This is a genomic window from Acinetobacter sp. WU_MDCI_Abxb74 (assembly GCF_025513915.1).
GTDB classification, from domain to species: Bacteria; Pseudomonadota; Gammaproteobacteria; order Pseudomonadales; family Moraxellaceae; genus Acinetobacter; species Acinetobacter calcoaceticus_C.
The window spans coordinates 1-26,979 of sequence record NZ_JAHPRP010000015.1 but is presented as its reverse complement, the minus strand read 5'-3'; the positions used below and the strand labels follow the sequence as shown (position 1 = coordinate 26,979).

The window sequence follows — 26,979 nt, the reverse complement described above, 5'->3', positions numbered from 1 at the left end:
AAGTATGTATTATGTTAAAAAATAAATTTATGATTTTCGCCATCCTTCCTTTTATGTTGAGTGCATGTGGAGGTGGTGGTTCTAGTGATAATAATTCAGCGAATAACAATCAAAGTGGTAATTCACAAGATTCTATTGCGAATGGTACCCGTTATTATTTTATGGATTACAACCCTGATCAAATAGATAATCTAAATGAACAAACAGATGAGCTAAATAATGCTTATTTTGAAATATTTAATAAAAAATCAACGGATGGATCCTCTAATCAAGCTTTAGGTGATTATCTGCTAACAGAGAAAAAACTCTATTTCCCTATTGATAAAGCAATCAATGTCATGAATTTTAATTCAATGACAGATTGGAGATTAGACATCATTGGAGATGTTAAAGAAGATTGGAAATTTCAACGAGTTGACCTTTCTAATAAGAATATGTTTGATACTGTTTTACCAGGGTATCGAGCAGTAGGTTTTCCAGTTATCGATAAAAGTACAGCTAAGGGACGTTTATTTCTTAATACTTATGGGCAGAGTAAATTTCCTGAAGGAAGTAGTTGTTATCGTTTAGTTTCAAAAAAATCTAATCTAGAGACATTTGCTTTTAATGTTGATCAAAATTACGAAATTAATCAAAGTTTTGAGGATTTTGATGCTGAAAACGCTCAGTATCTGAATTATTTGAATCAAACGACTCCATTTGGTTTTACTTATAAGGCAGTTAAGGGGACATGGCAAAATGTTCCATGGACAACGATTTATGATACTAGTTTAGGTTTTGCTGTGGGTGCTGGTGTTGCGGTGCAATATCAAGGTAAGACATATGCAGCAGATTACATGAGTAACATTGGTTGGACCGCTGATCAAGAGATTAAGCATTGGGAAATATTCTTAAAAAATACCGATGATCCTAAAAACATTCGTCTTGCTCAATTAAAAATTGCACAATTGAAATCTGGTTGTTATGTCTATAATGAAACCGCTGCAAAAGCACTTGATTCTCTGACTGCATTAAATTGGCAAGCATATCAAAACTAATTTAAAAGCTAAGTTTAGGAAATCTCAAGAATGAATATTTTTGAGATTTCTATTTATTAAAAATAATATTTGCGGTTCTAGGTCTGAATTTTCTTTGAGAGTTTGTTATTATTCTCGCCAATTTCAAATTTCTTCGAAGTATCTTTAAAGATGCTTAAAGGCGAGTAACTATATGATTAAGTGGATCATATTAGCGATTTTTGTGATATCAGCATTGTATATCCAACATCGCGGCAGAGTGCGTCACTCGTTTTATCGTCAATTTTTTGACCATTCAACCCTGCTCGCACCGATTAACTTTTTAATGTACATCTTTTCAAAGGTGCCGAATCAGCCTTATATCGACACTCAGCATTTTAAAGATTTAAAAGTGTTGGACGAAAATTGGGAAATGATTCGTGATGAAGCAAAAGCTTTATATGATCAAGGTGGGATTAAAGCATCGAGTACTTATAACGACTTAGGTTTTAACTCGTTCTTTAAAACAGGTTGGAAGCGTTTTTATTTAAAATGGTACGAATCAAGTCATCCATCTGCTGCCGAGCTTTGTCCGAAAACTACGGCTCTTCTTAAAACATTGCCGACAATTAAAGCAGCAATGTTTACTGAGCTTGCACCCGATAGCCGTTTGGTAAGACACCGTGACCCATATGCTGGTTCATTGCGTTATCACTTGGGTTTAATTACGCCAAATGATGACCGTTGTTTTATTGACGTCGATGGCGAAAGATACTCTTGGCGTGATGGTCAAAGTGTAGTGTTTGATGAAACGTATATTCATTATGCTGAAAATAAGACTGACCAAAACCGTATCATTTTCTTTGCCGATGTTGAGCGGCCAATGAAAGTGAAGTGGATGGAACGTTTCAACCATTGGTTTGGTCGTAGTGTGATGACCGCGGCAAGTTCACCGAATGAAACAGGTGATCAAACAGGTGGTTTAAATAAAGCGTTTGGTTATGTCTACCAAATTCGTATTAAAGCCAAAGCATTAAAAGCCAAAAATCGTAAGTTATATTACTTTTTAAAATGGTTCCTGATGCTTGGGATTTTCTTCCTAATTTTTGTTCGACCATATGTATTTTAATTAAAGCGCCCGAAAGGGCGTTTTTTGTTTTTAAATAATAATTTCTAGTTCACGTTATATCTTACTAGAAAACTGCTTTTATTTGGGTTTTTAAAGCTAACTCTATGAGGATTAATCTAGCTTCTAAAAAAAACTATAAAAAATCATTTATTGCAGGATTAGTTTGTTTTTAACAATGATATTCATCATGCATCATTTATTGCGTATTGAATGATCTTAAATACAAGGTTTTGATTATTTAAAGAGTCATCTAAGTCTTCTATTAACTCTTTGATAATAAATACTTCAAGAAAATAGCTGTAGCACTTATCCTTGATAATAACCTCCATCTTTTCATCGTCTGATAGAGCAATTGCTTTGGATGTAATATCCCAAGGTTGTTCAGCATAGATGGTGTGCTCATCAGAAATATGTTCAATATTTGATATCATTTCTTGTAAGGACATGGGATATTTCAATGGAATTTAACCTGCTAGTCTAATTACCACAAAACTTTTATAAAGGTTCGTGATGTTAATGATTAAGTTTTAATATTGAAGGTTTTTAGATTAATTTAGCATGAAAATTTTAGTTCTCTTTTCTAAAAGAAAAATGACTATGAAATAATTTAGGGGAAAAGATGATAATAGTGAGTCATCTTATCCAACTAGATGATTTTTAGTTAGTCTGATATTAAGTTTTATAGAATAATTCTTAATAAAACTATAGTACCTCTCATCTGAATTATTTAATTTTTACATTGCCAAAAAGAGCAAATTATTGATAATAAAGATTACATTATATTAATAATTTAGGAACATAATGAAAAAGTTAATACTTTCATGTTTATGTATATTAAGCCTTTCGGCATGTAATGATGAGACAGAGGAACAAGGTGAGAGACTTGTTGGTTTTTCTGCGAGTCAGATCGCTGGAAATCCAATGATTGAGAAGAAAAATTATAAGATTCAGGATAATAAGATTTATATAAGTTATCCTGATAATCATCCATTAGGTTATGAACTTAGTCAGCATTATTTCACTGATCAGGGAGTGACCTTAGATCCGATTAAAACAACTGATGGCACATGGTATTTGTTAGGTTCTCAAGTCCAGTTTTCTGATACAGCTTTAAACTATCAGCCAGCCAACTTAGTGAAAGGTGATAATTTATTTTTAAATCAAGATTTAGTTAAAATTGATATTTCAGGTCAACCAGTGACTAAATATTTAGGCCAGTGGATTTATGAATCATTGCCACTTAGTCAGCAAGGCTTTTTTGAAGATTATTACAATGCATTATTACAGCAAAATGTAGCTAATTTTCCTAAGGGTTCAACTTGTTGGATGATTAATAAAACCTACAGCAATAAAGATTATATTGGGTTCTCTAGTGACGGTACTGCGCCTTTGTATGTAGATTCAAATCGTACTGCACCTGCAATGGGAACATGGCAAGGCATTAGTTGGTCGCGCGATGAGTTATTATTAGCAATGAAATTTACAATAAACGATACCGAATATTCTGGGCAATATCATCATCAATCTGGTGTGGACGAATATGTTCCACCTTATGCCGGTAAATATTGTGACTTTGTCACTGAAAATGCTGCGGATGCTATGATTAAGACTTGGAAAGGTGAATCTTTAACCCAGTAATTATAGATAAATAAATAGTTTTATTACGCCCGAAAGGGCGTTTTTTATGCTGTACAGTACTTAATATATTTTGTGACTCACTTCACAGTGCTGGCAATTTGTTACAACTATTAAAAACCAATAGGCAATTTTGATTCTACAATGGCGCGGTTTTTTCGAAGACTGGTTAGCGGAAGTAGGTTTTAAAATGGCTCATGCTCATCACGCAGTTCATGCTCATGCTCATCATATCAAAGTGAGAAAAGAAGATAGTTCTCAAAGCGATTTAAAAACGAAAGTGATGTTAAGACAAGCAGCTCCGACGACTGAAAAAAATAAAAAATCTGATGCTAAAAGACAGCCATCTGAAGATCAAAATATTAATTTACATAAGTTCTCAAGTAAGCTTGAAAGTATATCTGCCAACCATAGCAAAGAAAAATGTGCCAAAAATATTCGTATTGCTTTACAAGCCGCAGGAGCTGATGTGTCTAAGCACCCAGTAGCTGCTTCTGATTGGGGGCACACGCTTGAACAAAATGGCTATAAGAAAATTAAACCCGCTTTTAACCGTCCTCAAGAAGGCGATATTTATATTATTGAGCGGACCAGTGGCCACACATATGGCCATATTGCGGGATATACCGGTAATGGCTGGTTCTCTGATTTTCGTCAAAAAACCTATGCGGTCTATAAAGAAAAAGACGTAAAATATAGCTACTATCGTCTCGATTCTTAAGCGGGTACGACATAATCTGTCGGAGCTAATCAAAATCTCTTTTCAAATTTGAGTTCTGGCACAGTAAAGCACTTGAAAACTAGGGGTGAAAACATCACATTAGGTATTCAGTATTAAGCCATGTATGCCAATAGTGAATCAAAACGCTCGTCCCCACATTGAAAAAATTTTAGCCAACATGACCCAACTTCCAGGCGTTTATAAAATGCTAGGGAAAGAGGGCGAATTGTTATATGTCGGCAAAGCTAAAAACCTAAAAAATCGGGTATCGAGTTATTTTGTTAAAACAATTGAGCACCCTAAAACTCAGGCTTTAGTTGCACGAATTTATAATATTGAAACTTTGGTGACTCGTTCAGAAACCGAAGCATTACTTTTAGAACAAAATCTAATTAAACAACATCGTCCGCCTTATAACATCATGCTGCGGGACGATAAGTCATATGTCTATATTTTTGTTTCATCAGATAAACCCTATCCTCGGCTTGCTAGCGGTCGTGGCAAAGGGAAGCATCAAATTGGTAAGTTCTTTGGACCTTATCCAAGCGCTTATAGTGCGCGTGATACTTTACTGGTTTTGCAAAAACTTTTTAATGTTCGTCAGTGTGAAAATAGCTACTTCTCACAACGCAAACGCCCATGTTTGCAATATCAGATCAAGCGTTGCTCTGCACCTTGTGTAGGTCTGATTTCACCCGAAGATTATAAAGAAGACGTTAATAACAGTATTCGCTTTTTGCAAGGTGACACCAAAGAGTTAAATCAAGAGCTCATTGCCAAAATGGAACAAGCGGCGGCTGAACTCGAATTTGAAAAAGCTGTTTTTTACCGTGACCGATTATCTTTACTTCGTGAAGTTCAAGCACAACAGGCTGTTTTTAAGGTTAAAGGTGAGGCGGATATTCTGGCAATTGCTTATCAGGCTGGCGTGACATGTGTGCAGATTATGTATGTACGTAATGGACGAATGTTGGGAGGTAAAAGTTATTTCCCAGACATGCTTGGCGATGATCTGGGGCAAATGCTCAGTGATTTTATGGCTAACTTTTACTTTCAGGTTGCAGATGAAGTTCCAAATGAACTCATTGTAAATATTGCATTGCCTGATCATAAAGAATTAGAAGAAGCATTGGCACAGCAGTTTGGTAAGAAGGTCCAAATTAAGAGTAGTGTACGAGAAACTCGTGCAGAGTGGCTAGAGTTAGCTGAAATGAACGTTCAACATGCCATTAAGGGACAGCTGAGTAATCATTTAGAACTCAATGAACGTTTCCATCAGTTAGAGCAAGTGATTGGACGACCCGTCGATCGTATTGAGTGTTTTGATATTAGTCATACCATGGGTGAGGCTCCAATTGCGTCATGTGTGGTGTTTGACCAAGGTGGTGCTCGTAAGCGTGATTACCGCCAATTTGCCATTCAAGATATTACCGGTGGCGATGATTACGCTGCCATGCGCCAAGCCTTAACACGACGTTATAAAAAAGCCATATTGCCTGATCTGTTATTGATTGATGGCGGTAAAGGCCAACTTCACATGGCGATGGACGTCATGCAAGAGCTTGGGCTTGACGCTTTTATGGTGGGTGTATCTAAAGGTGAAGGGCGTAAACCAGGACTTGAAACACTCCATTTTACAGATGGCACGAAAATCCAATTACCAGAAGACCATAAAGCATTGCACTTGATTCAACAGGTACGTGATGAAGCCCATCGCTTCGCCATTACTAAACACCGAGCTAAACGTGATAAACGCCGTAGTACATCAGTTTTAGAAGCAATTCCGGGGTTGGGACCGAAACGCCGTCGAGATTTATTGACTCATTTTGGTGGGATCCAAGGTGTTTTGAAAGCCTCTGAAAAAGAGCTAACACTTGTGCCTGGTTTTGGTGAGATGATGGCTAGAACGATTTATAAAATTCTGCATGAATAAGCATCGGTTTAAGGTTCGATTGACAAAATAACTCGCCAATTACTAGGTAATTGACCATTCACATTGCAATCAAAATGATGAAAGATATTTCCTAATAATACTTTCGTTTTTAGGGAAAGGGATGTCATTGCTGCGAATATTTGAAGAAATAAAACAAAACGAATGGATTGAAATACCTGAAGGATGGTTGCAAGGCCGCACGGTTTTTGGTGGTTTTGTTGCAGGGTTATTGATGCAAAAAGCATGCTGCAATATTCAAGATCCCAATAAAAGATTATTAAGTTGTAGTATTACTTTTGTGGGGCCTGTACAGCAGGGGCCCGCTCAATTGACTATTGAAATTTTAAGGGAAGGAAAGTCGGTCACTACGCTTGAAACCCGGTTATGGCAAGATGGCGCGGTACAAACTATTTTGGTTGCAAGTTTTGGTGTGCCTCGCACTTCGAATATTGAAGTAAGGCAAGAACCTATGGTTCCAGTTTATGCTCAACCAGAAGACTTACAACCTCTTCCTTTTGCTAGACAAATGCCAGAATGCTATCAACATTTTGATGTATGCTGGGCAGAAGGTCATCATCCTGTTACAGGAAGTCAGTATCCTGATTTTGGAGGATGGTCAAGGTTCTCTCCAGAGAAGCATGAAAATCGTCAAATGACTTTGCCAGATTTAATTGTTTTGATGGATATTTGGCCACCTGGTGTATTGCCGATGTTTAAACAAGTTGCTCCTGCAAGTTCTTTAACTTGGCACATTACCTATGTCCACCCGTTTCAACATCAATTGTGTGACTGGTTTAAATATAAAGTGGTGACTGAATATGCCGGTGAAGGTTATTCCACGGAATATGCCCATATTTGGGACCAAAATGATCATTTAATTGCAATTTTACGGCAAACTGTTACGGTATTTATCTAAGCAGTCTACTTCCTTGATTCATATATTTCGTATAAAGTGGCTGTTACAGATAGATACAATATTGAAGAATGTATTTTTGTCTGCTACAAGATGCATGAAGACTAAATTGGCGGTGTTTATGACCACAGGGCGAATCCTGAATATCCCAAATATCCTAACGTTGGCGCGTATAGCGCTTATTCCAGTATTTTTGGTGATTGTGTATTGGCCGCCTGCAATGGGTATTGGTGAGCAAGAAGGAAGTATGAGTCGTCATATTATCTTGACTGCTATTTTTGTGTTTGCTGCTATTACCGATTGGTTTGATGGCTATTTAGCACGAACTTTAAACCAGACTTCAGCATTTGGCCGGTTTTTAGATCCAGTTGCAGATAAGCTTATGGTGGCGACAGCACTGATTGTTTTAGTGCAGTGGAATCCAACCATATCAATGGCTTTTGCAGCAATTGTCATTATTTCACGGGAAATTACAGTTTCTGCTTTACGTGAGTGGATGGCAGAACTTGGCGCAAGAACGAGTGTGGCTGTATCGACAGTAGGCAAATATAAAACAGCTTTTCAGATGATTGCCATCAGTGTGTTTTTACTCAATTGGCAACCTTTAGAAATGTTGGCTTACGCGTTGTTATATACCGCTGTCATTCTGACTTTATGGTCAATGTTTATTTACCTAAAAGCAGCTTGGCCTTATTTAAAGCAACCTTAAGCTCAGATTGAATGATTAAGCCTTTCTATAATGAAAGGCTTTTTTATTTTCGAAAGTGCAAGAATCGGGTCGTCATGGGGCTTTAGCTACTTTAATGTAAGATATGAGTGCTAAGGAGGTGACACATGCAAATGCTTTCTTCTCGGCAATTTGCTGTAATTGCCACTGTAATTGAATATTTATATGAACATCTGGACCAGCAACCCAGTCTGGACGATGTTGCGAGCCATATGAATTTAAGTTCAGGTTATATCCAGCGACAGTTTCAGGAATGGGTGGGTATTAGCCCGAAAAAATTTGTCCAATATATGAGTTTGCAACAGGCGAAATACTATCTGTTGCAAAAGCGAAGCTTATTAGATACTGCTTTAAATACGGGGTTATCTGGTACTGGCCGTTTACATGATTTGTTTATTCAGCTTGAAGGTATGACGCCTGGTGAATATAAACAGCAAGGCGAAGGGGTCACACTTAATTATTCGGTTGAGACAAGCCCATTTGGTGAGTTGTTGGTTATAAGCAGCGATAAGGGAATATGTTCGATTCGTTTTATAGAGTCGAGTGAGAATATCGAGGAAATAATTAAACAGCAGTTCCCTAAAGCTCAATTAAAAAATCAGGCGCCGATTTGGCATCAACAAATTGCACAGTGGTTCGAACAAGATTTTTCAGAGCACTTACAGCAGAAACTTCCGCTTAATTTGGCTGGAACCCCATTTCAACTGCAAGTTTGGGAAGCATTACTGACCATTCCAGAAGGTCAATTGCGGACCTATCAAGATATTGCAGAGCAAATTGGCAAGCCTAAAGCAGTTCGAGCCGTTGCTACAGCAATTGGACAAAACCCAATTGCATATTTGATTCCTTGCCACCGAGTGATTCGTGCAACGGGCATGGTCGGAGAATATCATTGGCAAAAAGGCCGTAAATTGGCATTGTTAGCTTGGGAGATGTCAAAGCAACATGGAGAGACCGCATGACCTTGGATTTATTTGCTCCAGAGCCCTGTGCGAATTTATTACCTTATGATGGTGAAGTTCAGGACTATGGTTGTATTTTAAGCCCCGAAGAAGCCGAACAATATTTTCACTATCTTTATCAACACCTCGCCTGGAAACATGACGAAGCTAAGCTATATGGTAAGCACTTTATCACTCCTCGAAAAGTGGCATGGTATGGAGATAATTATTATCAATATAAATATTCGGGTGTCATTCGTGATTCTTTGCCTTGGGATCGAGCGCTTGCCAAACTAAAAAAATTAGTAGAACAGCGGCTTGCAGAAAGATTTAACTCATGTTTGGCAAATCTTTATGAAGATGGGACTCAAGGAATGGCTTGGCATAGTGATTCGGATGTTTCTTTAGCAAAAACCACAACGATTGCATCTTTAAGTTTTGGAGCTACTCGTAAATTTTCTTTTAGGCATATTCAAACTAAAGAGAAAGTTGAATTGTGGCTACAACCCGGCCAACTCATCGTGATGCGTGGCGAGACGCAACAACATTGGCAACATCGTTTAAATCGCTCAACAAAGATTTTACAGCCGCGTATTAATCTGACTTTCAGGCAGTTTCAGTTTTCATAACTTTCATTAAAATTGGGCAAGAAAAAAGCCCATGATGGCAACATGAGCTTATTCCTCTGAGGGGGATGCTTCTATTGATGAGCTGCTGATGAAAAGAATCACCAATAGGAGCTAAAATCATAATATGAGAATATTGTGATCTATTCAATGCATTAAAATGTAAGAAAAGGTTAAATTATCACAAAGTCAGGTTTTAAATTTCACCTTTTTCAGATAACTCCATAAAGCGTTGTTCAATAAGTGCTGCATTTTCTTGCAAAATTTCGGTGAGCTTTTCAACATTTAAAAAATCAAAACGATTTTTAGAAGCAACTAAAGTTAAAGCTAAAGGTACTTCTTTGTTCGAAAAACGAACTGGAACAGCAAGACCTGAAACATTCGGATCAATCTCACCTTGTGAGAAATAGAACCCTTGTTTTTTAATTTTACGCATACGCTGAATAAAGCTTGCTTCATCTTCAGCAAAACCGGATTGTTTTAATTCTTGCTGGTAACGATGATAGTAGTCTTGCATCCGTTGTTTACTTAAATGCGAAACCATCGTTTTTGGAGATGACCCAACGTAAATAGGTCTTGGGCAGCCTCGACCATACGAGAGCAATTCAGTGTCTTTGAATATTTCATGATGAATATCGATGCAATAGTCATCATTTAAGTAGGTGAGCAAGCAGCACAGTTCGGTACGCTCTACAATATTTCGCATAAATGGTGTGCTGATTTGAACTAGAGGGTCTGTTGTTCTTGATACATAGTCAAGAACTGCAATTTTTGAGCCTAAGGTATAATCGCCAGAGGTTCCATTAATGCGTTTTAATAGATCAGTAGACACCAGTTCTTTCAGGTAACGGTAACTGGTTGGTTTAGACAAGCCAAGTTCTTCGCAAATAATATCGACATTAATGATTGGACGCGAAACTGAAAATAGGTCCAGTACGGTTAAAATTTTGCCAAAACTTGAAATTGCCATAGCGTCTTGTTCGTATCCTTTAACAACGAGTCATGTTTGAATTCTTATAACAGAAAAAAAGAAAATTTGTCTCAATTCTAAAATAAATGCCTGATTTGAGTATTTTACTCTGACAAAGAGAAAACTTCTCTTGGCTTATACATCATATACGATTATCAAAAAATATATCAAATTATCAAATGGAGATATTTTAGTTGACTAAATCGCTTTATTTTGAAAAAATTGCTAAACAAAATATCTAATCGAGAAATTGGTCGATTCTAGGCGAATTTCTTGATGCCTCTTCTTTCCAAAGTTTGGCCGTTTAAATAACGCTCAAATTTAAATCATCTGGGCCAATCAGGCAGGATGTGGAAAAATCATTGTATTGAAGGATGCTCCTCATCTCATTTGCTTTTAGGCAAATGGCACAGTTTTGTTGTCTCTAGAAAGGCAATTTAACATTGAAGGGCATGCTCATCAGTTCAAATCTGTATTTGAGATGAGTTCATGTTATTAAAGCAAATACTGGCGTTTCGCCCGAGTAGGCTTGATCTGATCTTTGCAACAAAAACATTTATTGCCGGAATGCTGGCGTTATTTGTTTCATTTGAATTAGATCTGATTAACCCGATGTGGTCGATTGGTACAGTCTTGATTATTGCCAATCCTTATTCAGGAATGGTGTCATCTAAGTGTGTCTACCGCGTGGTAGGGACGATTGGTGGGGCTGTGATTGCCTTAATGCTAACACCACATCTAATTAATACACCTTGGCTATTTACCGTGGTGTTGTCGTTGTGGGTGGGTTTTGCGCTTTACGTGTCTTTACTTGATCGGACTGCACGTAGTTATGCTTTTATGCTGGCGGGTTACTCGACAGCCATGATTGTCTTCAATGCGATTACCTATATTGATCAATACAATATTTTTGATATTGCTTTAGCTCGGGTCATCGAAATTTCGATTGGGGTGATTTCAAGCGCTGTGGTTTCTGCAACCATTCTTCCGATGCACATTGGCTCGGCAATTAAGCAGCGTGTTATCAAAACGCTGAAAGATACAGAAAACCTGTTTGCTAATTTATTAAATACAAATTCGCAGCAGAACAATACTCAGCTTTTAGCCGCTATTACTCGTGACACCACAGATATTCATGCTTTGGCAGTACATTTGAGTTATGAAAAGGGTGAGTTGCATGGCATGACCAAACCCTTGCAGGAAATGCTTCATCAAATCTCAATGGTAGTTGCTAATCTGGTGGCTTTGTCTGAGCGTATTAAGCAACTTCAAGAACTCCGATTCATCGAAACTCATTCAGAAAAACTGCAACAGCTCTCAGCGCATGTTGTACAGTTTCTGGAGCAAAAAGATCTAATTATTGATGAAAATATTTTGCAGTTACCTAATGAGTTTGAAAGTGATTTCTTGAGTTTGATGGAATCGGCTTCCGCACATCAGCAAGTTTTGGTCGCAGCCATGAAAATGGATGTGCGCCATTTCATTAGCAATGTTTTAGCGGTTAAAGTCTTGTGGCAGCGAATTCAGCAAGGAAATAAAGAAATCCCTGACAACATTACGCCAATGACCACCAAATATCCGAGTTTACACCGTGATCATGGTGTGGCTATTCGAGGTGGCATTAGTGCAGTCCTTATTACATTTATTGTGACTGGGGTCTGGATTATTTCGGGGTGGAAAGCTGGATTTATGATGGCGCAAATGGGCGCAGTAACAGCTTGTATTTTAACGGCCTTAGATAACCCAGTTCCAGTCTTACGTATTTTTATCTGGGGCAGTATCGCTTCAGCAGTTTTAGTCTTCGTTTATGCATTTGGTATTTTCCCTCATGTCACCACATTTTGGGAACTTGGACTGGTTTTATTACCTATGTTCCTGTTTGCAGTTTCTATGATGGCTAACCAGATGCTTATGCCAGTGGGTATGGTTTTGGGTATTAATACCATGATGGGCCTAAATCTACATAATGCTTATAGCATGGATGCAGTGTCTTATCTTGATGGTTCTTTTGCCATGATCTTGGGTGTTTTGGTGTCTTTAGTTGTCATTGACGTCGTTCGTGCCATGTCTCCAGACACGAGTGCCAGCCGTATTTTGGCCTTGCATTATCGTGCAATGAGACAGGCGATTTATTTGCCTTACGGCCTAGATTTTAAAGTGCACCTACGCAGCATGTTGGATCGAATTGGGATTCTAAACAGCAAAATGGTGCAATCTGGCGAGATTAAAACTTCAATTCATCAGGCATTAATTGAGTCGAGCAGTATTGTCGATTTAAGTCGATTACAAGAGTTGGCGAATCAGCTTCCTCAGACATCTGAACTCACTCAGCATATTGGCGTTTTGCAACAAAATCTGGATGAGCTGTTTAGAGCTAAAGAAAGTGATGTAGACAATACCTCGGCTTTGGTAGAACCAATCCACCGTGCTTTATTTGAATTAAAACAGCTTGCTTCAAATATTGAAGATATGACGATGCGACAAAGATTACTTATTTCACTTAACAATATTGCTTATAGCATGTGTCATGTTTCATCAGATCAAATGAGTGAAAACAGCACCTTTAGAGGAGCCACAGCAAATGGGTGAGTTTAATGTTTATGGCATTTATGTGCCTTCTTTGCTCGTTCAAGCCCTCTTGGCATATATATGTTTCCGTGGATTAAGTGTTTTAACCAACAAGTGGATTGCACAAGGCTGGATTGCATTACCTAGTATTTTCAATTTGTGTTTTTACCTTTTATTGCTTTTGGTAATACATCAAATTTTTGTTGGGGTGGGTGCATAGAGATGATTGCGAAATTAAAGTTTGAGTTAGGTGAGTAAAATGAATCAGGTGGATTTGAAAAAAGTCATCCGTCCAGTAATTTTGATTGTCGCATTAATGGTTGCGGTCTATACCATTGTGCATTTGTGGAACTACTATAATGCGGCGCCGTGGACACGAGATGGTCGAGTTCGTGGTGACGTTATTCAAGTATCTTCGGATGTAGCCGGCCTTGTCACAGAAGTGTTGGTTCAAGATAACCAGACTGTGAAAAAAGGTCAGGTGCTCTTTAAAATTGACGTTTCTCGCCGAGCTTTAGATGTAGAGCAGGCAAAATCTGATTTAGCAAAAGCAAATGCAGCCTTTGCTCAAGCGCAAGCTGGTTTGGCACAAGCAAAGGCGAACCTGATTAAATCGGACAGCAATATCAAATTGGCCGAGAAAAATGCGAGCCGCTATTCGAACTTAATGGATGGTGCAATCTCTAAACAAGAACAAGATCAAGTTTTTGCAACACGTGATCAATCCCACGCAGAACATGAGCAACTACAAGCTGCTATTGAGCAGGCCGAAGCAACTGTTAAGCAACAACAAGCTCTCATTGAGGTTGCAACAAGCAATTTACATTTGGCCGAGCTTAATATGCATCGTGCTGCGGTAATTGCCCCAGCTGATGGTACTTTATCTAACTTTGATATGAGCCCAGGAAACTATGTTCAAGTAGGCCAAGCGGTTGCTGCATTACTTGACCGTAAACAGCTTTATGTCGTGGGTTATTTTGAAGAAACGAAACTAAACCGTATTCATATTGGTGACCAAGCTAGCGTGCAGTTAATGGGCGATAATCAGAAAATTAAAGGCCATGTACAAGGTATTGCATCAGGCATTGAAGACCGCGAGCGTTCAAGCAGCTCTAAGCTTCTTGCTAATGTAAATCCAACTTTTAGCTGGGTTCGTTTAGCGCAGCGTGTACCCGTGAAGATTGTGTTAGATGAAACACCGAAAAATCAGCTTGCTTTTGTCTCTGGACGAACTGCTACCGTACATATTGTAGAGAAGTAAAAAAGGGAGGCTTTAGCCTTCCTTTTTTTTTAATCTTAGGGTGTTAAACCGACTGGATTTCGATACCAACTCTGAATGAGTAGCGCAGCTGCGAAGCTATCTGCAGATAGCTTTTTTGCTCGACCTTGTTCTTGGTAAAAACCTAACTCTTCTCTCGCTTCACGTGTCGTTAAACGTTCATCTACCATCAAGGTTTCTATGTTGGTTTGATGACGTAAACGTCTCGCAAATTTACGCGCACGTGTAGAGAGCTCTGACTCGCTATCATCCATATTTAATGGCAGACCAACCAAAAATAAATCGGGTTGCCATTCTTTCACAATTTTTAAGAGCTGATCCCAGTTCGGAATACCATCTTTCATGATAAATAGAGGGAGAGGGTTGGCACTTTCAATTGAAGATTGGCCAATTGCCATTCCCATTTTTTGAGTACCAAAGTCAAAGGCCATAATCGATTTGGATTGTGTTTCGGTCATTAAGCATGTCCGATTTCAGATGCTAGCCACGCACGATCTACACCAATTTTTTTATAAGCTGCATCCCAACGATCGTCATAAGGCAGATTAAAAATCAGATCCATATCGGCATCACAAATGAGCCAGTCACCACGCGTAATTTCGTCTTCTAACTGATTTTTACTCCAGCTCGCATAGCCTAATGCAATCTGGTATCGGCCTACACCTTCATTATGGGCAATCGCATCGAGAATATCTTTACTGGTGGTAATACAAACATTTTCGCCTACAGCAATAGATGAATGCCATGTGGGTTGTCCAGTATGAAGAACAAATCCAGCTTCAGGACGCAAAGGGCCACCTTGTAAAACCGCATGTGGATTTACATTGTCTGCTTCGATGTCGAGATCGTTGAGTAATTCTTTAATTTGAATACCAGAAGGACGATTAATAATAATGCCTTGAGCACCTTCTTCATCATGACGGGCAAGATAAATTACAGTGTTTGCGAAAAAGTCATCTGCCATTTCTGGCGGGGCAATCAGACAACGGTGAGTCAGATATTGTTTGGTCACCTAAGCGGTTCTCCCTCAAAAAATATTACTAGAGGGCCTCTCGACCCTTTTATCTATATAGGTTCTTTTTATCAACATACAAGAGTTAATCGGTTTTCGCCAATCTTTTTCTCTCATTTTCTTTATTAATTTGAAGAAGCCTGAAATTTAAGTTGGCGTAATTGTTTTGCGTGCTGCAAGGTTGTTTCATTAATTTCAACACCACCTGACATGCGAGCTAACTCAAAGATGATTTGATTTTCATCAAGTTCTACAATTGTACTGCTGGCTGGATCAGTTTGTTGTTTTTTCACTAATAAATGCTGATCAGATTGTGCAGCAACTTGTGCTTGGTGGGTAATACATAAGAGCTGGACATGTTGCGCTAAGTCAGCAAGTAGACGTCCCACAACTTCTGCGGTGCCGCCACTAATCCCGACATCAATCTCATCAAACACCAACACTTCGGATTCGGTTTTTTCAGCATTCATGACTTGCATCACGAGTGCAATACGAGAAAGCTCACCACCTGAGGCCACTCGTGCCAAGGGTTGTGGAGGAATACCCTTATTTGCAGTAAATAAAAGTTGAATAAAGCTTAAACCCTCTGCACCTGGTTGTTCTAATGGTTCGAACTTAAACTCGAAGTGTGCTTCTGGTAACGCTAAAGGCTTCACTTGTTCAGTTAATTGTTTAGCAAGCGGAGCGGCAGCTTCACGACGAATATTGTCTAAATGCTGGGCTTTTTCTAAAAACTCCTCATGTGATTTTTCAACTTGCTCTGCCAGTGTTTCAGGGTCTTCAAGTTGATGCAATTGCTCAAGCTCACGTTGCCACGCCTCATACTCTTCTTTAAGTGTTTCCGGTTGAGTCCGGTATTTGCGTCCCAGACGATGAAAAACCTCAAGTTTAGAGTTGAGTTCTTCCATCCGCTCAGGGTCAAAGCTCTGACGGTCAATAAATTGACGCAAGTTCGCTGTTGCATCATCTATTTCACTTTGAGCATTCAGTAAAGAGTTATAAATTTCAGAAAGTTGATCACTACGCCCGGCATGAGATTCTAGACGGCGAATAATCGAAGACATTTCTTGAGTAATATTTTGCTCAGCTTCATCTAAAACATTTAAGCTGTAGCTACAGTCTTGCATGATATGTTCATGATGACTAAGGCGATCAAATTCTTGCTCAATTTCTTTGTAATCGGTTTGGACAACTTCTTCAAGTTCTTCAATTTGATGCTCTAAAGTACCAATACGTTGCAAACGTGTTGCTTGCGCATCTAAGGCTGCTTGATGCAAACGAATCGTGCGTTGCCACATACTATAGGCTTCGCGTACATCATTCGCTTCAACATAGAAATTGTTATAACGATCTAGCCAATGCTTTGGATAAGGCGGTTCAAGAAGCTGTTGCTGGCTGTGTTGGCTATAGAGTTGAACAAGCAAACGGCCTAATTCTTTAAGTTCAGATAAACTGCTTGGGCGGCCATTGACCCATGCTTTACTACGGCCAGTTGCAAAAATAACACGGCGTAAATGAATTTCCCCAGAATCATCATCTAGCTCATGTTCTTGCAGCCATTTAGCTTCAGGACTATGATTTTTATAGGTAAAAACTGCGGTGATGTCCGCTTTGTCCGAACCATAGCGGACATAATTCGTATCGGTACGTTCCCCTAGGCAGGCAGAGAGTGCATCCAGTAATAATGATTTTCCGGCACCTGTTTCGCCTGTTAGAACATTAAATCCTTGTTCTATATCAATAGCCAAATGATCAGCTAATGCAAAATTAATTAAAGTTAAATGTGTGAGCATAAACGCATCCAACGCGCCAAATTATGGGTTAAAGATAGAGAAGTTTTGAATTTGCTACAAGTGATCTATTATTCTAACTGAAATTATAGAACAGCAAGATTGCGGATATTTACAATGAAAAAAACATTAAGCTTACCGAAACCGCCCATAGGGATGATCAACCGTCATAAAAAAAGCAATCCTGCAGAAATGAATAAAATTTTAAATCAACATTTTAATGCATTCAAACAAGCTGCCGCACAAGGAGATTATGCCAAAGCTTATCAACATGTTAAACAAGCTGTTAATTTAGTTCCCAAGCATCCGGGAGCATTATCCGATTTGGCATATACTGAGCTACGCTTACGCCGTTATAACGATGCTTATCAACACTATTTGCAAGCGATTCAGGCAAGTGGTTCTGCTGTAAATACAAATTTATATGATGGATTAACAGAGGTTTGTCATCATTTAAATAAAAAAGAAGAAACAATCAAATTTGGTCATTTGGCAATTTCAACCAAAAAAGAACTCACTCAGAATGAGCCTGTTTCACCTATTCCAGATCATGCGCCGCCTGAGTTTAGTTCAAACCCTCAAGAAAATATTATTTCCTTTTCATTGTTTGGTGCAAACCCTCGTTATTGTGAAACTTCTATTTTAAATACCCAGTTAGCCAAAGAAATATATCCAGAATGGACTTGTCGGTTCTATATAGATGATACGGTGCCAGTACTTGTGCAACAGCGTTTAAAAGAGAAGGGTGCACAAGTGATACAAGTAACGGATGCTCAAAAACAACTATCAGGGCTGTTCTGGCGTTTTTTGGTGATGGATGATCCAACAATTAAACGTTTTCTTATACGTGATGCCGACTCGATTGTGTCGCATCGTGAAAAGGCAGCTGTAGATGCGTGGCTTAAGAGTGATAAATGGTTTCATTTAATGCGAGATAATTACTCTCATACTGAGCTAATTCTGGCGGGGATGTGGGGCGGCTGTACAGGTATTTTTCATAATATTGAAGCACATATCAGAGATTATGTTGCCACAGGACGTTATCTGGATAATCGGGTGATGGATCAGCATTATTTGCGCTATTGTATTTGGCCGACTTTAAAACAGAGTGTGCTGATACACGATAGCCAGCAATTCGATTCAGATGCTATCGATTTTCCAACATACGATCTGGCGTTAATGCAAAACGATAGCGAAAATTTTCATGTAGGAATGAATGACGGTTCACCGGTGGTTGCTACAGCAGTTGCCCATCCAACAGCACAAAGAGTGTGTTGGGTACTCCTCGATGAAAATCAGGTTGAAGTTTGCAGATACGATGCAATTGTGTCGAGTAGTCGAAATTTTGAGATTAACTTACCTCATGCTTTTGCCAAAAAAATTCAGGCCGAGCAGTGGAAATTACAAGTCTATCCGTATGAAAACTGATTGATTAGTTAATTAGGCACAATTAAACTACATTCATCATAATTTATATAAATATGGCATTATCTGGAGAATGTACATGAGTACAAACCAATTTGATCATGTAACGGTCATCAAAAAATCAAACGTTTATTTTGGTGGAGCATGTATCAGCCATACCGTGCAATTTGAAGATGGAACGAAAAAAACACTAGGTGTTATTTTGCCGACTGAGCAAGCCTTAACTTTTGAAACGCATGTCCCTGAGCGTATGGAAATTATTTCAGGTGAATGTCGCGTAACAATTGCGGACAGTAATGAAAGTGAATTGTTCCGTGCAGGCCAATCATTTTACGTGCCTGGCAATAGCGTTTTTAAAATCGAAACTGACGAAGTTCTCGATTATGTGTGCCATTTAGAAGGCTAAGAAATTCCTGTTCAAATCGGGTACACTATGCCCAAAGAAATCCTGTGAAGTTGGCTTTGCAGGATTTTTATTTTTTTGCTCAAACGTTGTTAGAGGTCATGCATGGCAAAACAGGAATATTATTATGGCGTTCATTCAGTGGAGTCATTGCTAGAACTTGAGCCGGAGCGTGTGCTAACCCTGTTTACGTTAAAAGGACGGGATGATCAGCGTTTGCAAAAGATTTTGCAATTGGCAGAGCCTTTTGGAATCAGTGTACAAAAAGCAAGCCGCGATAGTCTTGAAAAACTTGCTGGTCTACCATTTCATCAAGGCGTGGTTGCAGCAGTGCGTCCGCATCCTGTCTTAAATGAGCAAGACCTTGATCAAATCTTAAGTGAAACTCCAGATGCATTGTTGTTAGCATTGGATCAGGTGACAGACCCCCATAACTTAGGGGCTTGTATCCGCACCGCTGCTGCGATGGGCGTGCAAGCAGTTATTGTGCCTCGTGATCGTGCGGCGGGTTTAACGCCAACTGCTCGTAAAGTTGCAGCGGGTGGAGCCGAGAAAGTTAAATTTATTCAAGTCACAAATTTAGCTCGTACATTGGCTCATCTTAAAGAAACAACGCATGTACGTGTGATTGGCACTATGCTTGATGAAAGCGCATTACCACTTCAAAAATGCGATTTTTCTGGTGCTGTTGTGATTGTAATGGGAGCCGAAGATACTGGTCTGCGCCCTATTACACAGGCACAGTGTGATCATAAAGTTTATATTCCTATGGCTGGAAACTTACAGAGTTTAAATGTGAGTGTGGCGACGGGTATGGCACTTTATGAGGCTTGTCGTCAGCGTTCTGAGGTATAATTTAGCTGCCTTTCTAGTTTTTAAGTCATCTTGATATGTCTCCCCGTAAGCAAGGTTATTTCTTTGTATTGGTGACCATGTGCATTTGGGGCGGGTTTACGCTTTTTGCCCGTTTAAATGCACAGTGGCACATCAGTGCTTGGGATATTGCCGCACTGCGCTTCGCTATAGCCTTCTTAATTTTAATGCCTATTTTGATCTATAAAAAAGATCTCGCTTTTTTATGGAGTAAGCATGCGGTTATTTTGGCCTTGATTGGTGGGGTCATTTATTGTCTGACCGTCTATACCGCTTTTCTCTATGCTCCCGCTGCGCACGCTGCAATTTTCCTAAATGGCTGTATCCCAATTTGTACTGCGTTCGCAGCATATATTTTATTTAGGCAGCCATTTGATAAGCATACATGGGCTAGTCTGGCAATCATGATCGCTGCTTTGGCCCTTATGAGCACTTTAATGCTGCAAGGTAATGCTTCTGCTTTTGGAATAGGTGATTTACTCCTTTTTATTAGTGCGATTTGGTGGGGTATTTTCACTGTGTTACTTAAACAGTGGAAACTTTCCGCATGGCACTCAATGGCAAGTGTTGCGATTTGGTCTGCAATTATTTATTTGCCCATCTATGTTTTATTTTTGCCTAAGCATTTTATGGAAGTCAGTCCTGTTCATTTAGCTATACAAGGCATTTTCCATGGTGTGTTTGTCGTTATTATTGCAACTTTGACTTATGTAGCTGCAATTCAGCGTTTAGGTGCTTTTAAAACAGGAAGTATCGTCACTTTGGCACCTTTTATTGCAGCAATATTGGCTGTGCCATTGTTGGGTGAGACACTGAGTTCATCGATTGTTGTAGGTTTGGTTGGAATGGGAGTGGGTGCCTTACAACCTTGGCGATGGTTTCGACCAGATAGCTTGGCACAAAAAATTAAACAGCAAAATGAGCCAGATTAGTCTGTACGTTTCAAATAACTTTGATGTAAAGGCTCTAATTGTTGATGTAAATGTTCGAGTAATCCGTCATTAAACACAATGTCATTGGCAAGTTCGCGTTTTCGCTCACGTGGCATTTGCGCCGCAATAATTTTCTGGATTTGTTCTTGGTTTTGTCCATCGCGTTGGCTGGCACGCTGAATTTGAGTTTGTTCACTCGCATCAACTAATAATGTGTGATTAACCAATTCATGCTGGTTGGTTTCAAAGAGCAAAGGTGAAACTAAAATCACATAAGCACTACGCGGGTTTTGTAATTGTTGAATAATAGATTGGCGAATTGCAGGATGAGTAATTTGCTCAAGTGTGTGGCGCGCTTGCGGATTTTGAAAAATATACTCGCGTAGGGCACGGCGGTCTAAGCTCCCGTCTGGTTGAAGTACCCAGTCTCCAAAAGTTTGTTGAATTTTTTGGAGGGCAGGTTGGCCTTTTTCAACCACTTCGCGAGCAACAATGTCAGCATCGACAACTTGTATTCCTTGGGATTCAAACCATTGTGTTGCAGCAGATTTTCCGCTACCAATACCACCTGTGACTCCCAGAATAAAAGCCATCTTAACCTCCCAAATAGATTTTCATAATCTGGTCACCCCATAAAAAGGCAACCCAGCCTGCAATGGCAATATACGGCCCAAAGGCAAAGGGCTGATTGTCATTGCGTAATTTTAGTAAAATGATGCCAATAATTGCACCCAATAAAGATGACAATAGCACAATTAATGGCAGCATCAATGGCCCCATCCATGCACCTAATGCCGCAAGCAACTTAAAGTCGCCGTAGCCCATGCCTTCTTTACCTGTGATTACTTTAAATAGGTAATACACAATCCATAGGCATAAAAAACCAATTAAGTAACCCCAAATGGCTAAAGTGGGTGTGGTGTAAATGCTAAAGGTATTAATGCCTAAACCAAGTGCTGCTAAAGGCAGGGTAAAACGGTCGGGTAGCAGCTGAGTATCAAAATCAATAAATGTTAGAGCAATCAGGACCCAAGTCAGTACTAGTCCAAAAAGCATTTGTATGGTTGGGCCAAACACCATGACCACAACCAGTGAACATGCCATTGTTAATAGTTCGATGGCTGGGTAGCGCATGCTAATTGCATGCTCACAATGCCCACATTTACCTTTTAAAACCAACCAACTTATGACAGGAATATTTTGATACCAACGGATGGTTTGATGACACTCTGGGCATGAGGAAGCAGGCTTACTTAATGTCAGTTTTTCATGGTCAATAATGGGCTGTTCAGGATCGAGTAACATTTGACATTCTTGCTGCCAATCTTGTTCCATCATTTTTGGAGTGCGATAAATCACCACATTCAAAAAGCTACCAATACACAGGCTCAATAGTGCAACTGCAATATAAAGTGCAGTTAAGTTTTGAATAAAATAAGCAATCATTTCTTGCATTATACAACTGAGCCCATTTGGAAAATTGGAAGATACATAGCAATAACCAGACCGCCTACCAGTACCCCTAAAATTGCCATAATTAAAGGTTCCATCATTGAAGTTAAGCCATCAACGGCATTATCAACTTCATTTTCATAGTAGGTAGCCACTTTATCGAGCATGCTGTCTAGTGCACCAGATTCTTCACCAATTGCGACCATTTGTATAGCCATAGATGGAAAACGATTTGAAACGCGCATCGCAAATTGGAGTTGTTGACCTGTTGCAACATCTTCACGAATTTTCATTACAGCTTGTTCATAAATAACATTATTGGTTGCACCTGCTGTTGATTCAAGTGCATCAATGAGCGGAACACCTGCTGCAAAAGTGGTGGCTAAAGTACGGCTGTAGCGGGCAATAATCGCCTTGTAAACAAGATCACCAAAGATAGGCAACTTAAGCGTGAGTTTGTCTAAACCATTACGGAATTTTTTACTGCGCTTTTTAGCTTCCATAAAAGCAGCAATAATTGCACCAATCACAATAATCATAATGAACCAGTATTCCTGCATCCATTTCGACATATTGACAACCATTTGTGTAAAAGCAGGCAAATCTGCGCCAAAGGAAGAAAACAGGTCTTGAAAGACGGGAACAACTTTAACCATCAAAATAATAGTAACGATCACTGCTACCACAACAACCGTTGCAGGGTATTTCATGGCCTTTTTGATTTTCTGCTTAAGCAATTCACTTTTTTCTTTGTAAATTGCCACACGGTCTAGCATGGTTTCAAGTGCACCAGATTGTTCGCCGGACTCTACAAGAGAGCAAAACAATTTGTCGAAGTGCTGAGGATACTTTCTTAAAGCTGATGCAAAAGTACTACCACCTTCAACTTCGCCTTTAATACCGAGTACCACCTCGCGCATCGCTGGGTTTTCTAAACCTTCCGCCACAATTTCAAAGCCTTGTACCAGTGGCACACCAGCTTTCATCATAGTTGCAAGTTGTCGGGTAAAAATCGTGATATCGAGCGTTGATACTTTTTTCTTGAATAGACCCTCAAGAATATTTTTACGCTTTTCCCGAATATTACGGACAGTTACCCCTTGTTTGCGTAGGGTGACTTTGGCTAAAGCCATATTTTTAGCCGGAAGTTCTCCCTTAATTTTTACGCCCTTACGATCAACCCCTTCATAAGCAAAAGTCGGCATCAATTGTGCCTTTTTGACAGTCATGACATTATCCTTATTTTAAATTGTCTTTTATTCACTGGTCACGCGGTTGACTTCTTGTAAAGAAGTAACACCTTGCATGACTTTCTTTAAACCTGAGCAACGTAGATTACTAAACCCCAATTTTTCAGAAGCAGCAGCGATTTCTAAAGCGTTGCCATCTTCCATAATAATCTTGGAAATCTCAGGTGTGACTTTCATTACTTCATAAATACCAACTCGACCTTTATAACCCTCACGACATTCAGGACAACCGACGGGTTGAAAAACTTGAAAATCGGGATGTGTTAGATCTTGTTCGGTAAAACCCATTTCCAATAGGCTTTGTTTAGGAATGTCACTAGGTACTTTACATTGAGGGCATAATCGACGTGCCAAACGTTGAGCAATGACCAGATTGACTGATGTCGCAATATTAAAAGATGGAACTCCCATATTGCGTAGACGAGTAAGTGTTTCAGGAGCACTGTTGGTATGGAGTGTGGACATCACCATATGACCCGTCTGAGCCGCCTTAATCGCGATTTCAGCTGTTTCTAAATCACGAATCTCACCGACCATAATAATGTCAGGATCCTGACGTAAAAATGATTTAAGCGCAGCCGAAAAAGTAAGACCTACTTTAGGGTTGACGTTAACCTGATTAATCCCTTCAAGGTTAATTTCCACTGGATCTTCAGCAGTAGAAATATTAGAACTTTCAGTATTTAAAATGTTGAGGCCCGTATATAAAGATACTGTTTTACCAGAACCTGTAGGGCCAGTAATTAAAAGCATACCTTGTGGTTTATCTAATGCTTCCATAAAGAGTGATTTTTGCTCTTCTTCATATCCTAGAGCATCAATTCCCAGCATTGCACTCGATGGATCAAGAATACGCAGAACTAGCTTTTCACCAAATAAGGTCGGAAGAGAGTTCACACGAAAATCAATTGCTTTAGTTTTCGATAGCTTGAGTTTGATACGGCCATCTTGAGGAACACGTTTCTCGGAAATATCCATTTGAGACATGACTTTTAAACGTGAAGCCAACCGAGTGGCGAGTTGCAAAGGTGGATTTGCAATCTGGCGCAAGACTCCATCGACCCGATAACGGACGCGATACGATTTCTCATACGGTTCGAAATGCAAGTCTGAAGCCCCCATACGAATCGCATCTATTAATAACTTGTTCACATATTTAACAATAGGTGCTTCATCACCCTGAGGAGTGTCATCATCCTCTTCTGGGGCGGTTGAAGTATCAAGATCTACATCAAGATCAAACTCTTCATCACTAAACTCGAAACTGCTTTCTTCCGTAAATTGTTGTGCCAGAATTTTCTCAAGTTTATGGTGCTCAACAATAACCGCTTCAACCATAAGCTTGCTGTTGAAGCGGATAGCATCAATCGCTTCAATATTGCTTGGGTTACTGGTTGCAACATATAAAATCTGTCCTCTTTGTACGAGAGGCAAGACCCGATGTTTTAAAATCAGTTTCTGGTCGACCAAATCTTTAGGAATCTGGCTGGTATCGTAAACATCCAGATCAAAATATGGTTCAGCAAATTCAATAGAAATTGTTTCAGCTAATAAAGAAGGGGAGAGATGAACCTCTTCAATCAGGTACGCAACCGTATCCCGTTTAGCTCTTTTTGCTGCATCTAATGCTGTTTGCATGGTCGCTGCCGACACATGTTTTTCTTCGACTAATCGTCGAAAAAACCCCGAAAATTTTGGAGATGTATGACTGACTGACATCTGCCTACCTGTGCTCATATGTTTATAATTGGTATATAAAAAATTATACTTTTGTTATCTAAAATTACTACCTGAGAAAATGATGCTCTCGTCTTGATCCGATTGTTAAAACTTGAACCAGTCGAAGTTTTTATTCATTAATTTTTAAAAGCTAAGGCTTTAGGCTCAATAAACTTTTATTACTGTTTTCAAATAGTAGAAAAGATATGAGCAATCCTGTTAAAGAAAAGTATCTGAAATTTGTGGAAATGCGTGTAGAATGTGCTGCATTTTTGATGAAAGGTGAGCCGTATGTCGGGTTCGACGATTACGCCTTGGGTAGTTGGCAACTGGAAAATGAACCCAATGCGTGCCAATGCCAAACAACTTATAGAAGAATTTAAACAACTATTGCAACAAAACCAAATTGCAGATGAAAGCTGCCATGTCGGGGTTGCTCCAGTTTCTATTGCACTTGCAATGGTACAAACACAATTGCAAGATGCTGCAAGAACAGTATATACAGTTGCACAGGATGTATCGCGTGTAGCAGGTACAGGCGCCTATACGGGTGAAGTCAGTGCAGAATTATTAAAAGATAGCGAAATTAATTTTGTATTGGTGGGTCACTCTGAACGCCGTGATTTATTAGGTGATAACGTTGAAATTTTGAAGGCAAAACTCCAAAACTCTTTAAATGCAGGCTTAACTGTCATTTATTGTGTGGGGGAAAGTCTCGAACAGCGTGAACAAGATTTGGCAGAGCAGGTTGTATTGCAACAAATCTGTGATATAGCTCCTATAGTGACCGCAGAGCAATGGCAAAAGCAAATTGTAATTGCTTATGAGCCAATCTGGGCAATTGGTACAGGTAAAACTGCTTCACCACAAGATGCGCAGGCTATGCATGCTAAAATCCGTGAAGGTTTAAGTCAGATTACCTCTGCGGGTCCAGACATTGCTATTTTATATGGCGGTAGTGTAAAAGCTGAAAATGCAGTCGAGTTGGCAGCATGTCCAGATATTAATGGCGCTTTGGTTGGAGGTGCATCGTTAAATGCAGCATCTTTTTACCAAATCGTACAAGCCTTTGCACAAAGTAAATAACGAGGATAGGGTATGCACTCTTTTGTACTGATCGTACATATTATTTTAGCGGTACTGATGATTGGCTTGATTCTAGTGCAACACGGTAAAGGTGCGGATGCGGGTGCCTCTTTTGGCGGCGGCGGAGCAGCCACTGTATTTGGCGCATCGGGTTCAGCTAACTTCCTTACTCGCCTTACTGCTGTCTTAACGGCCTTGTTTTTTGTGACTAGTTTAACCCTAGCTGTTTTTGCGAAAAAGCAAACTACAGAGGCTTATAGTCTAAAAACCGTACAAACTACTGCACCAACACCAAGCACATTGCCTGAAACTTCGCCAACTGCACCAAAAACGAGTCAATAATTCGAAATAAGGCTTTCCTTTTGTGGTGGGAAGCACTAGAATGCGTCCCACAAGCTGCGGTGGTGGTGGAATTGGTAGACACGCTACCTTGAGGTGGTAGTGCCTTCGGGCGTGGGGGTTCAAGTCCCCCCTTCCGCACCAGCTTTTAACCAGAAAGTTGATGCGTGTGGTTTGTTTTTGTTGCGGGATGGAGCAGTCTGGTAGCTCGTCGGGCTCATAACCCGAAGGTCGTTGGTTCAAATCCAGCTCCCGCTACCA

The 26,979-nt window shown here is 39.5% G+C and carries 27 protein-coding genes, 2 tRNA genes and 1 pseudogene; 21 read left to right on the top strand and 9 right to left on the bottom strand.

The window, feature by feature from the left end:
• Positions 1-11: 11 nt before the first annotated feature.
• Together KTH84_RS17890 and lpxO are read left to right on the top strand one after the other, a co-directional pair.
• Entirely contained in the window at positions 12-1,037 is a 1,026-nt protein-coding gene (locus KTH84_RS17890) for a hypothetical protein (RefSeq protein WP_262474552.1), read from the top strand.
• Positions 1,038-1,209: 172 nt separating this feature from the next.
• Positions 1,210-2,124, top strand: coding sequence for a lipid A hydroxylase LpxO (lpxO, locus tag KTH84_RS17885; RefSeq protein ID WP_133975695.1), 915 nt, complete (start codon positions 1,210-1,212; stop codon positions 2,122-2,124).
• A gap of 185 nt (positions 2,125-2,309) precedes the next feature.
• Here the strand turns inward: lpxO and KTH84_RS17880 are convergent, their stop codons facing one another.
• A complete protein-coding gene (locus KTH84_RS17880) occupies positions 2,310-2,570 on the bottom strand; it encodes a hypothetical protein (protein ID WP_133975693.1) in 261 nt (86 codons plus the stop codon).
• A 355-nt stretch (positions 2,571-2,925) separates the two neighbouring features.
• On the opposite strand from KTH84_RS17880, the gene KTH84_RS17875 reads away from it, so the two are divergent.
• From KTH84_RS17875 to KTH84_RS17840, 7 genes are all read left to right on the top strand, one after another.
• Positions 2,926-3,762 (top strand): hypothetical protein, encoded by an 837-nt coding sequence (locus KTH84_RS17875; RefSeq protein WP_133975692.1) that lies wholly within the window; start codon positions 2,926-2,928, stop codon positions 3,760-3,762.
• 187 nt (positions 3,763-3,949) lie between these two features.
• Positions 3,950-4,480, top strand: a complete 531-nt coding sequence (locus tag KTH84_RS17870) for a CHAP domain-containing protein (RefSeq protein ID WP_262474571.1) — start codon at positions 3,950-3,952, stop codon at positions 4,478-4,480.
• Between the two features lie 133 nt (positions 4,481-4,613).
• Entirely contained in the window at positions 4,614-6,413 is a 1,800-nt protein-coding gene (gene uvrC / locus KTH84_RS17865) for an excinuclease ABC subunit UvrC (protein WP_133976422.1), read from the top strand.
• A 121-nt stretch (positions 6,414-6,534) separates the two neighbouring features.
• A complete protein-coding gene (locus KTH84_RS17860) occupies positions 6,535-7,329 on the top strand; it encodes a thioesterase family protein (RefSeq protein WP_262474550.1) in 795 nt (264 codons plus the stop codon).
• Positions 7,330-7,447: 118 nt separating this feature from the next.
• The gene (gene pgsA, locus KTH84_RS17855) at positions 7,448-8,035 is read left to right on the top strand and encodes a CDP-diacylglycerol--glycerol-3-phosphate 3-phosphatidyltransferase (protein WP_042894465.1); all 588 of its coding nucleotides are present in this window, start codon (positions 7,448-7,450) and stop codon (positions 8,033-8,035) included.
• A 125-nt stretch (positions 8,036-8,160) separates the two neighbouring features.
• On the top strand, positions 8,161-9,015 hold the full coding sequence (locus KTH84_RS17845; protein WP_133975688.1) for a methylated-DNA--[protein]-cysteine S-methyltransferase: 855 nt from the start codon (positions 8,161-8,163) through the stop codon (positions 9,013-9,015).
• Positions 9,012-9,623 carry an alpha-ketoglutarate-dependent dioxygenase AlkB family protein gene (locus KTH84_RS17840; protein WP_262474549.1) on the top strand — a complete coding sequence of 204 codons (612 nt, stop codon included), beginning with the start codon at positions 9,012-9,014 and terminating at the stop codon, positions 9,621-9,623. Before KTH84_RS17845 ends, KTH84_RS17840 begins: the two co-directional genes overlap by 4 nt.
• Before the next feature lie 193 nt (positions 9,624-9,816).
• On the opposite strand, the gene KTH84_RS17835 is transcribed toward KTH84_RS17840, so the two are convergent.
• Positions 9,817-10,590: an IclR family transcriptional regulator gene (locus KTH84_RS17835; RefSeq protein WP_042894472.1), complete on the bottom strand. Its 774-nt coding sequence runs from the start codon at positions 10,588-10,590 to the stop codon at positions 9,817-9,819.
• Between the two features lie 367 nt (positions 10,591-10,957).
• Between KTH84_RS17835 and KTH84_RS17830 the strand changes: the two are divergent.
• From KTH84_RS17830 to KTH84_RS17815, 4 genes and pseudogenes are all read left to right on the top strand, one after another.
• Positions 10,958-11,089: pseudogene (locus KTH84_RS17830) on the top strand (hypothetical protein).
• Positions 11,080-13,179 (top strand): FUSC family protein, encoded by a 2,100-nt coding sequence (locus tag KTH84_RS17825; RefSeq protein ID WP_262474547.1) that lies wholly within the window; start codon positions 11,080-11,082, stop codon positions 13,177-13,179. Before KTH84_RS17830 ends, KTH84_RS17825 begins: the two are co-directional and overlap by 10 nt.
• Positions 13,172-13,378, top strand: a complete 207-nt coding sequence (locus KTH84_RS17820; RefSeq protein WP_004640831.1) for a DUF1656 domain-containing protein — start codon at positions 13,172-13,174, stop codon at positions 13,376-13,378. Before KTH84_RS17825 ends, KTH84_RS17820 begins: the two co-directional genes overlap by 8 nt.
• Positions 13,379-13,417: 39 nt before the next feature.
• Complete coding sequence (locus tag KTH84_RS17815; protein ID WP_262474544.1) at positions 13,418-14,419, top strand: HlyD family secretion protein; 1,002 nt, start codon at positions 13,418-13,420, stop codon at positions 14,417-14,419.
• Positions 14,420-14,454: 35 nt separating this feature from the next.
• Here KTH84_RS17815 and ruvX read toward each other — a convergent pair whose 3' ends face one another.
• The 3 genes from ruvX to recN form a co-directional block, all read right to left on the bottom strand.
• Positions 14,455-14,895 carry a Holliday junction resolvase RuvX gene (ruvX, locus tag KTH84_RS17810; RefSeq protein ID WP_042894482.1) on the bottom strand — a complete coding sequence of 147 codons (441 nt, stop codon included), beginning with the start codon at positions 14,893-14,895 and terminating at the stop codon, positions 14,455-14,457.
• On the bottom strand, positions 14,895-15,449 hold the full coding sequence (locus KTH84_RS17805; protein ID WP_003654562.1) for a YqgE/AlgH family protein: 555 nt from the start codon (positions 15,447-15,449) through the stop codon (positions 14,895-14,897). Before KTH84_RS17805 ends, ruvX begins: the two co-directional genes overlap by 1 nt.
• Before the next feature lie 125 nt (positions 15,450-15,574).
• Positions 15,575-17,242, bottom strand: a complete 1,668-nt coding sequence (recN, locus tag KTH84_RS17800) for a DNA repair protein RecN (RefSeq protein WP_004640835.1) — start codon at positions 17,240-17,242, stop codon at positions 15,575-15,577.
• 114 nt (positions 17,243-17,356) lie between these two features.
• Between recN and KTH84_RS17795 the strand changes: the two genes are divergently transcribed.
• From KTH84_RS17795 to KTH84_RS17780, 4 genes are all read left to right on the top strand, one after another.
• Positions 17,357-18,667, top strand: a complete 1,311-nt coding sequence (locus KTH84_RS17795) for a tetratricopeptide repeat protein (protein ID WP_133975680.1) — start codon at positions 17,357-17,359, stop codon at positions 18,665-18,667.
• Positions 18,668-18,743: 76 nt separating this feature from the next.
• On the top strand, positions 18,744-19,070 hold the full coding sequence (locus KTH84_RS17790) for a pyrimidine/purine nucleoside phosphorylase (RefSeq protein ID WP_003654567.1): 327 nt from the start codon (positions 18,744-18,746) through the stop codon (positions 19,068-19,070).
• Positions 19,071-19,172: 102 nt separating this feature from the next.
• Positions 19,173-19,922 (top strand): 23S rRNA (guanosine(2251)-2'-O)-methyltransferase RlmB, encoded by a 750-nt coding sequence (gene rlmB, locus KTH84_RS17785; RefSeq protein ID WP_127493309.1) that lies wholly within the window; start codon positions 19,173-19,175, stop codon positions 19,920-19,922.
• 35 nt (positions 19,923-19,957) lie between these two features.
• On the top strand, positions 19,958-20,872 hold the full coding sequence (locus KTH84_RS17780; RefSeq protein ID WP_133975676.1) for a DMT family transporter: 915 nt from the start codon (positions 19,958-19,960) through the stop codon (positions 20,870-20,872).
• Here the strand turns inward: KTH84_RS17780 and coaE are convergent.
• Genes coaE through pilB form a run of 4 tightly spaced genes read right to left on the bottom strand, consistent with a single transcriptional unit; the run spans position 20,869 to position 25,293 of the window.
• Positions 20,869-21,465 carry a dephospho-CoA kinase gene (coaE, locus tag KTH84_RS17775; protein ID WP_017388484.1) on the bottom strand — a complete coding sequence of 199 codons (597 nt, stop codon included), beginning with the start codon at positions 21,463-21,465 and terminating at the stop codon, positions 20,869-20,871. The two genes, KTH84_RS17780 and coaE, sit on opposite strands and share 4 nt — an antisense overlap.
• A 1-nt stretch (position 21,466) precedes the next feature.
• On the bottom strand, positions 21,467-22,327 hold the full coding sequence (locus KTH84_RS17770; RefSeq protein WP_133975672.1) for a prepilin peptidase: 861 nt from the start codon (positions 22,325-22,327) through the stop codon (positions 21,467-21,469).
• The gene (locus KTH84_RS17765; RefSeq protein ID WP_133975670.1) at positions 22,327-23,553 is read right to left on the bottom strand and encodes a type II secretion system F family protein; all 1,227 of its coding nucleotides are present in this window, start codon (positions 23,551-23,553) and stop codon (positions 22,327-22,329) included. Before KTH84_RS17765 ends, KTH84_RS17770 begins: the two co-directional genes overlap by 1 nt.
• A 27-nt stretch (positions 23,554-23,580) precedes the next feature.
• A complete protein-coding gene (gene pilB / locus KTH84_RS17760; RefSeq protein WP_262474539.1) occupies positions 23,581-25,293 on the bottom strand; it encodes a type IV-A pilus assembly ATPase PilB in 1,713 nt (570 codons plus the stop codon).
• A gap of 291 nt (positions 25,294-25,584) precedes the next feature.
• On the opposite strand from pilB, the gene tpiA reads away from it, so the two are divergent.
• The 4 genes from tpiA to KTH84_RS17740 all read left to right on the top strand — a co-directional run bounded on the left by tpiA (position 25,585) and on the right by KTH84_RS17740 (position 26,979).
• The gene (tpiA, locus tag KTH84_RS17755) at positions 25,585-26,379 is read left to right on the top strand and encodes a triose-phosphate isomerase (RefSeq protein ID WP_198496442.1); all 795 of its coding nucleotides are present in this window, start codon (positions 25,585-25,587) and stop codon (positions 26,377-26,379) included.
• 12 nt (positions 26,380-26,391) lie between these two features.
• Complete coding sequence (secG, locus tag KTH84_RS17750; protein WP_092710024.1) at positions 26,392-26,721, top strand: preprotein translocase subunit SecG; 330 nt, start codon at positions 26,392-26,394, stop codon at positions 26,719-26,721.
• Between the two features lie 56 nt (positions 26,722-26,777).
• A tRNA-Leu gene (locus tag KTH84_RS17745) sits at positions 26,778-26,862 on the top strand.
• Positions 26,863-26,902: 40 nt separating this feature from the next.
• Positions 26,903-26,979, top strand: a tRNA-Met gene (locus KTH84_RS17740).

Excerpts from the sequence above, each read along its gene's own strand:
- KTH84_RS17790 (WP_003654567.1), top strand. The coding sequence starts at position 18,744 with ATGAGTACAAACCAATTTGATCATGTAACGGTCATCAAAAAATCAAAC.
- KTH84_RS17815 (WP_262474544.1), top strand. The coding sequence starts at position 13,418 with ATGAATCAGGTGGATTTGAAAAAAGTCATCCGTCCAGTAATTTTGATT.
- pilB (WP_262474539.1), bottom strand. The coding sequence starts at position 25,293 with ATGTCAGTCAGTCATACATCTCCAAAATTTTCGGGGTTTTTTCGACGA.
- KTH84_RS17765 (WP_133975670.1), bottom strand. The coding sequence starts at position 23,553 with ATGACTGTCAAAAAGGCACAATTGATGCCGACTTTTGCTTATGAAGGG.
- pgsA (WP_042894465.1), top strand. The coding sequence starts at position 7,448 with ATGACCACAGGGCGAATCCTGAATATCCCAAATATCCTAACGTTGGCG.
- recN (WP_004640835.1), bottom strand. The coding sequence starts at position 17,242 with ATGCTCACACATTTAACTTTAATTAATTTTGCATTAGCTGATCATTTG.
- KTH84_RS17780 (WP_133975676.1), top strand. The coding sequence starts at position 19,958 with ATGTCTCCCCGTAAGCAAGGTTATTTCTTTGTATTGGTGACCATGTGC.
- secG (WP_092710024.1), top strand. The coding sequence starts at position 26,392 with ATGCACTCTTTTGTACTGATCGTACATATTATTTTAGCGGTACTGATG.
- tpiA (WP_198496442.1), top strand. The coding sequence starts at position 25,585 with ATGTCGGGTTCGACGATTACGCCTTGGGTAGTTGGCAACTGGAAAATG.
- KTH84_RS17835 (WP_042894472.1), bottom strand. The coding sequence starts at position 10,590 with ATGGCAATTTCAAGTTTTGGCAAAATTTTAACCGTACTGGACCTATTT.
- KTH84_RS17820 (WP_004640831.1), top strand. The coding sequence starts at position 13,172 with ATGGGTGAGTTTAATGTTTATGGCATTTATGTGCCTTCTTTGCTCGTT.
- KTH84_RS17770 (WP_133975672.1), bottom strand. The coding sequence starts at position 22,327 with ATGCAAGAAATGATTGCTTATTTTATTCAAAACTTAACTGCACTTTAT.
- KTH84_RS17875 (WP_133975692.1), top strand. The coding sequence starts at position 2,926 with ATGAAAAAGTTAATACTTTCATGTTTATGTATATTAAGCCTTTCGGCA.
- KTH84_RS17825 (WP_262474547.1), top strand. The coding sequence starts at position 11,080 with ATGTTATTAAAGCAAATACTGGCGTTTCGCCCGAGTAGGCTTGATCTG.
- KTH84_RS17880 (WP_133975693.1), bottom strand. The coding sequence starts at position 2,570 with ATGTCCTTACAAGAAATGATATCAAATATTGAACATATTTCTGATGAG.
- KTH84_RS17795 (WP_133975680.1), top strand. The coding sequence starts at position 17,357 with ATGAAAAAAACATTAAGCTTACCGAAACCGCCCATAGGGATGATCAAC.
- KTH84_RS17860 (WP_262474550.1), top strand. The coding sequence starts at position 6,535 with ATGTCATTGCTGCGAATATTTGAAGAAATAAAACAAAACGAATGGATT.
- lpxO (WP_133975695.1), top strand. The coding sequence starts at position 1,210 with ATGATTAAGTGGATCATATTAGCGATTTTTGTGATATCAGCATTGTAT.
- KTH84_RS17870 (WP_262474571.1), top strand. The coding sequence starts at position 3,950 with ATGGCTCATGCTCATCACGCAGTTCATGCTCATGCTCATCATATCAAA.
- KTH84_RS17845 (WP_133975688.1), top strand. The coding sequence starts at position 8,161 with ATGCAAATGCTTTCTTCTCGGCAATTTGCTGTAATTGCCACTGTAATT.
- KTH84_RS17890 (WP_262474552.1), top strand. The coding sequence starts at position 12 with ATGTTAAAAAATAAATTTATGATTTTCGCCATCCTTCCTTTTATGTTG.
- rlmB (WP_127493309.1), top strand. The coding sequence starts at position 19,173 with ATGGCAAAACAGGAATATTATTATGGCGTTCATTCAGTGGAGTCATTG.
- KTH84_RS17840 (WP_262474549.1), top strand. The coding sequence starts at position 9,012 with ATGACCTTGGATTTATTTGCTCCAGAGCCCTGTGCGAATTTATTACCT.
- coaE (WP_017388484.1), bottom strand. The coding sequence starts at position 21,465 with ATGGCTTTTATTCTGGGAGTCACAGGTGGTATTGGTAGCGGAAAATCT.
- ruvX (WP_042894482.1), bottom strand. The coding sequence starts at position 14,895 with ATGACCGAAACACAATCCAAATCGATTATGGCCTTTGACTTTGGTACT.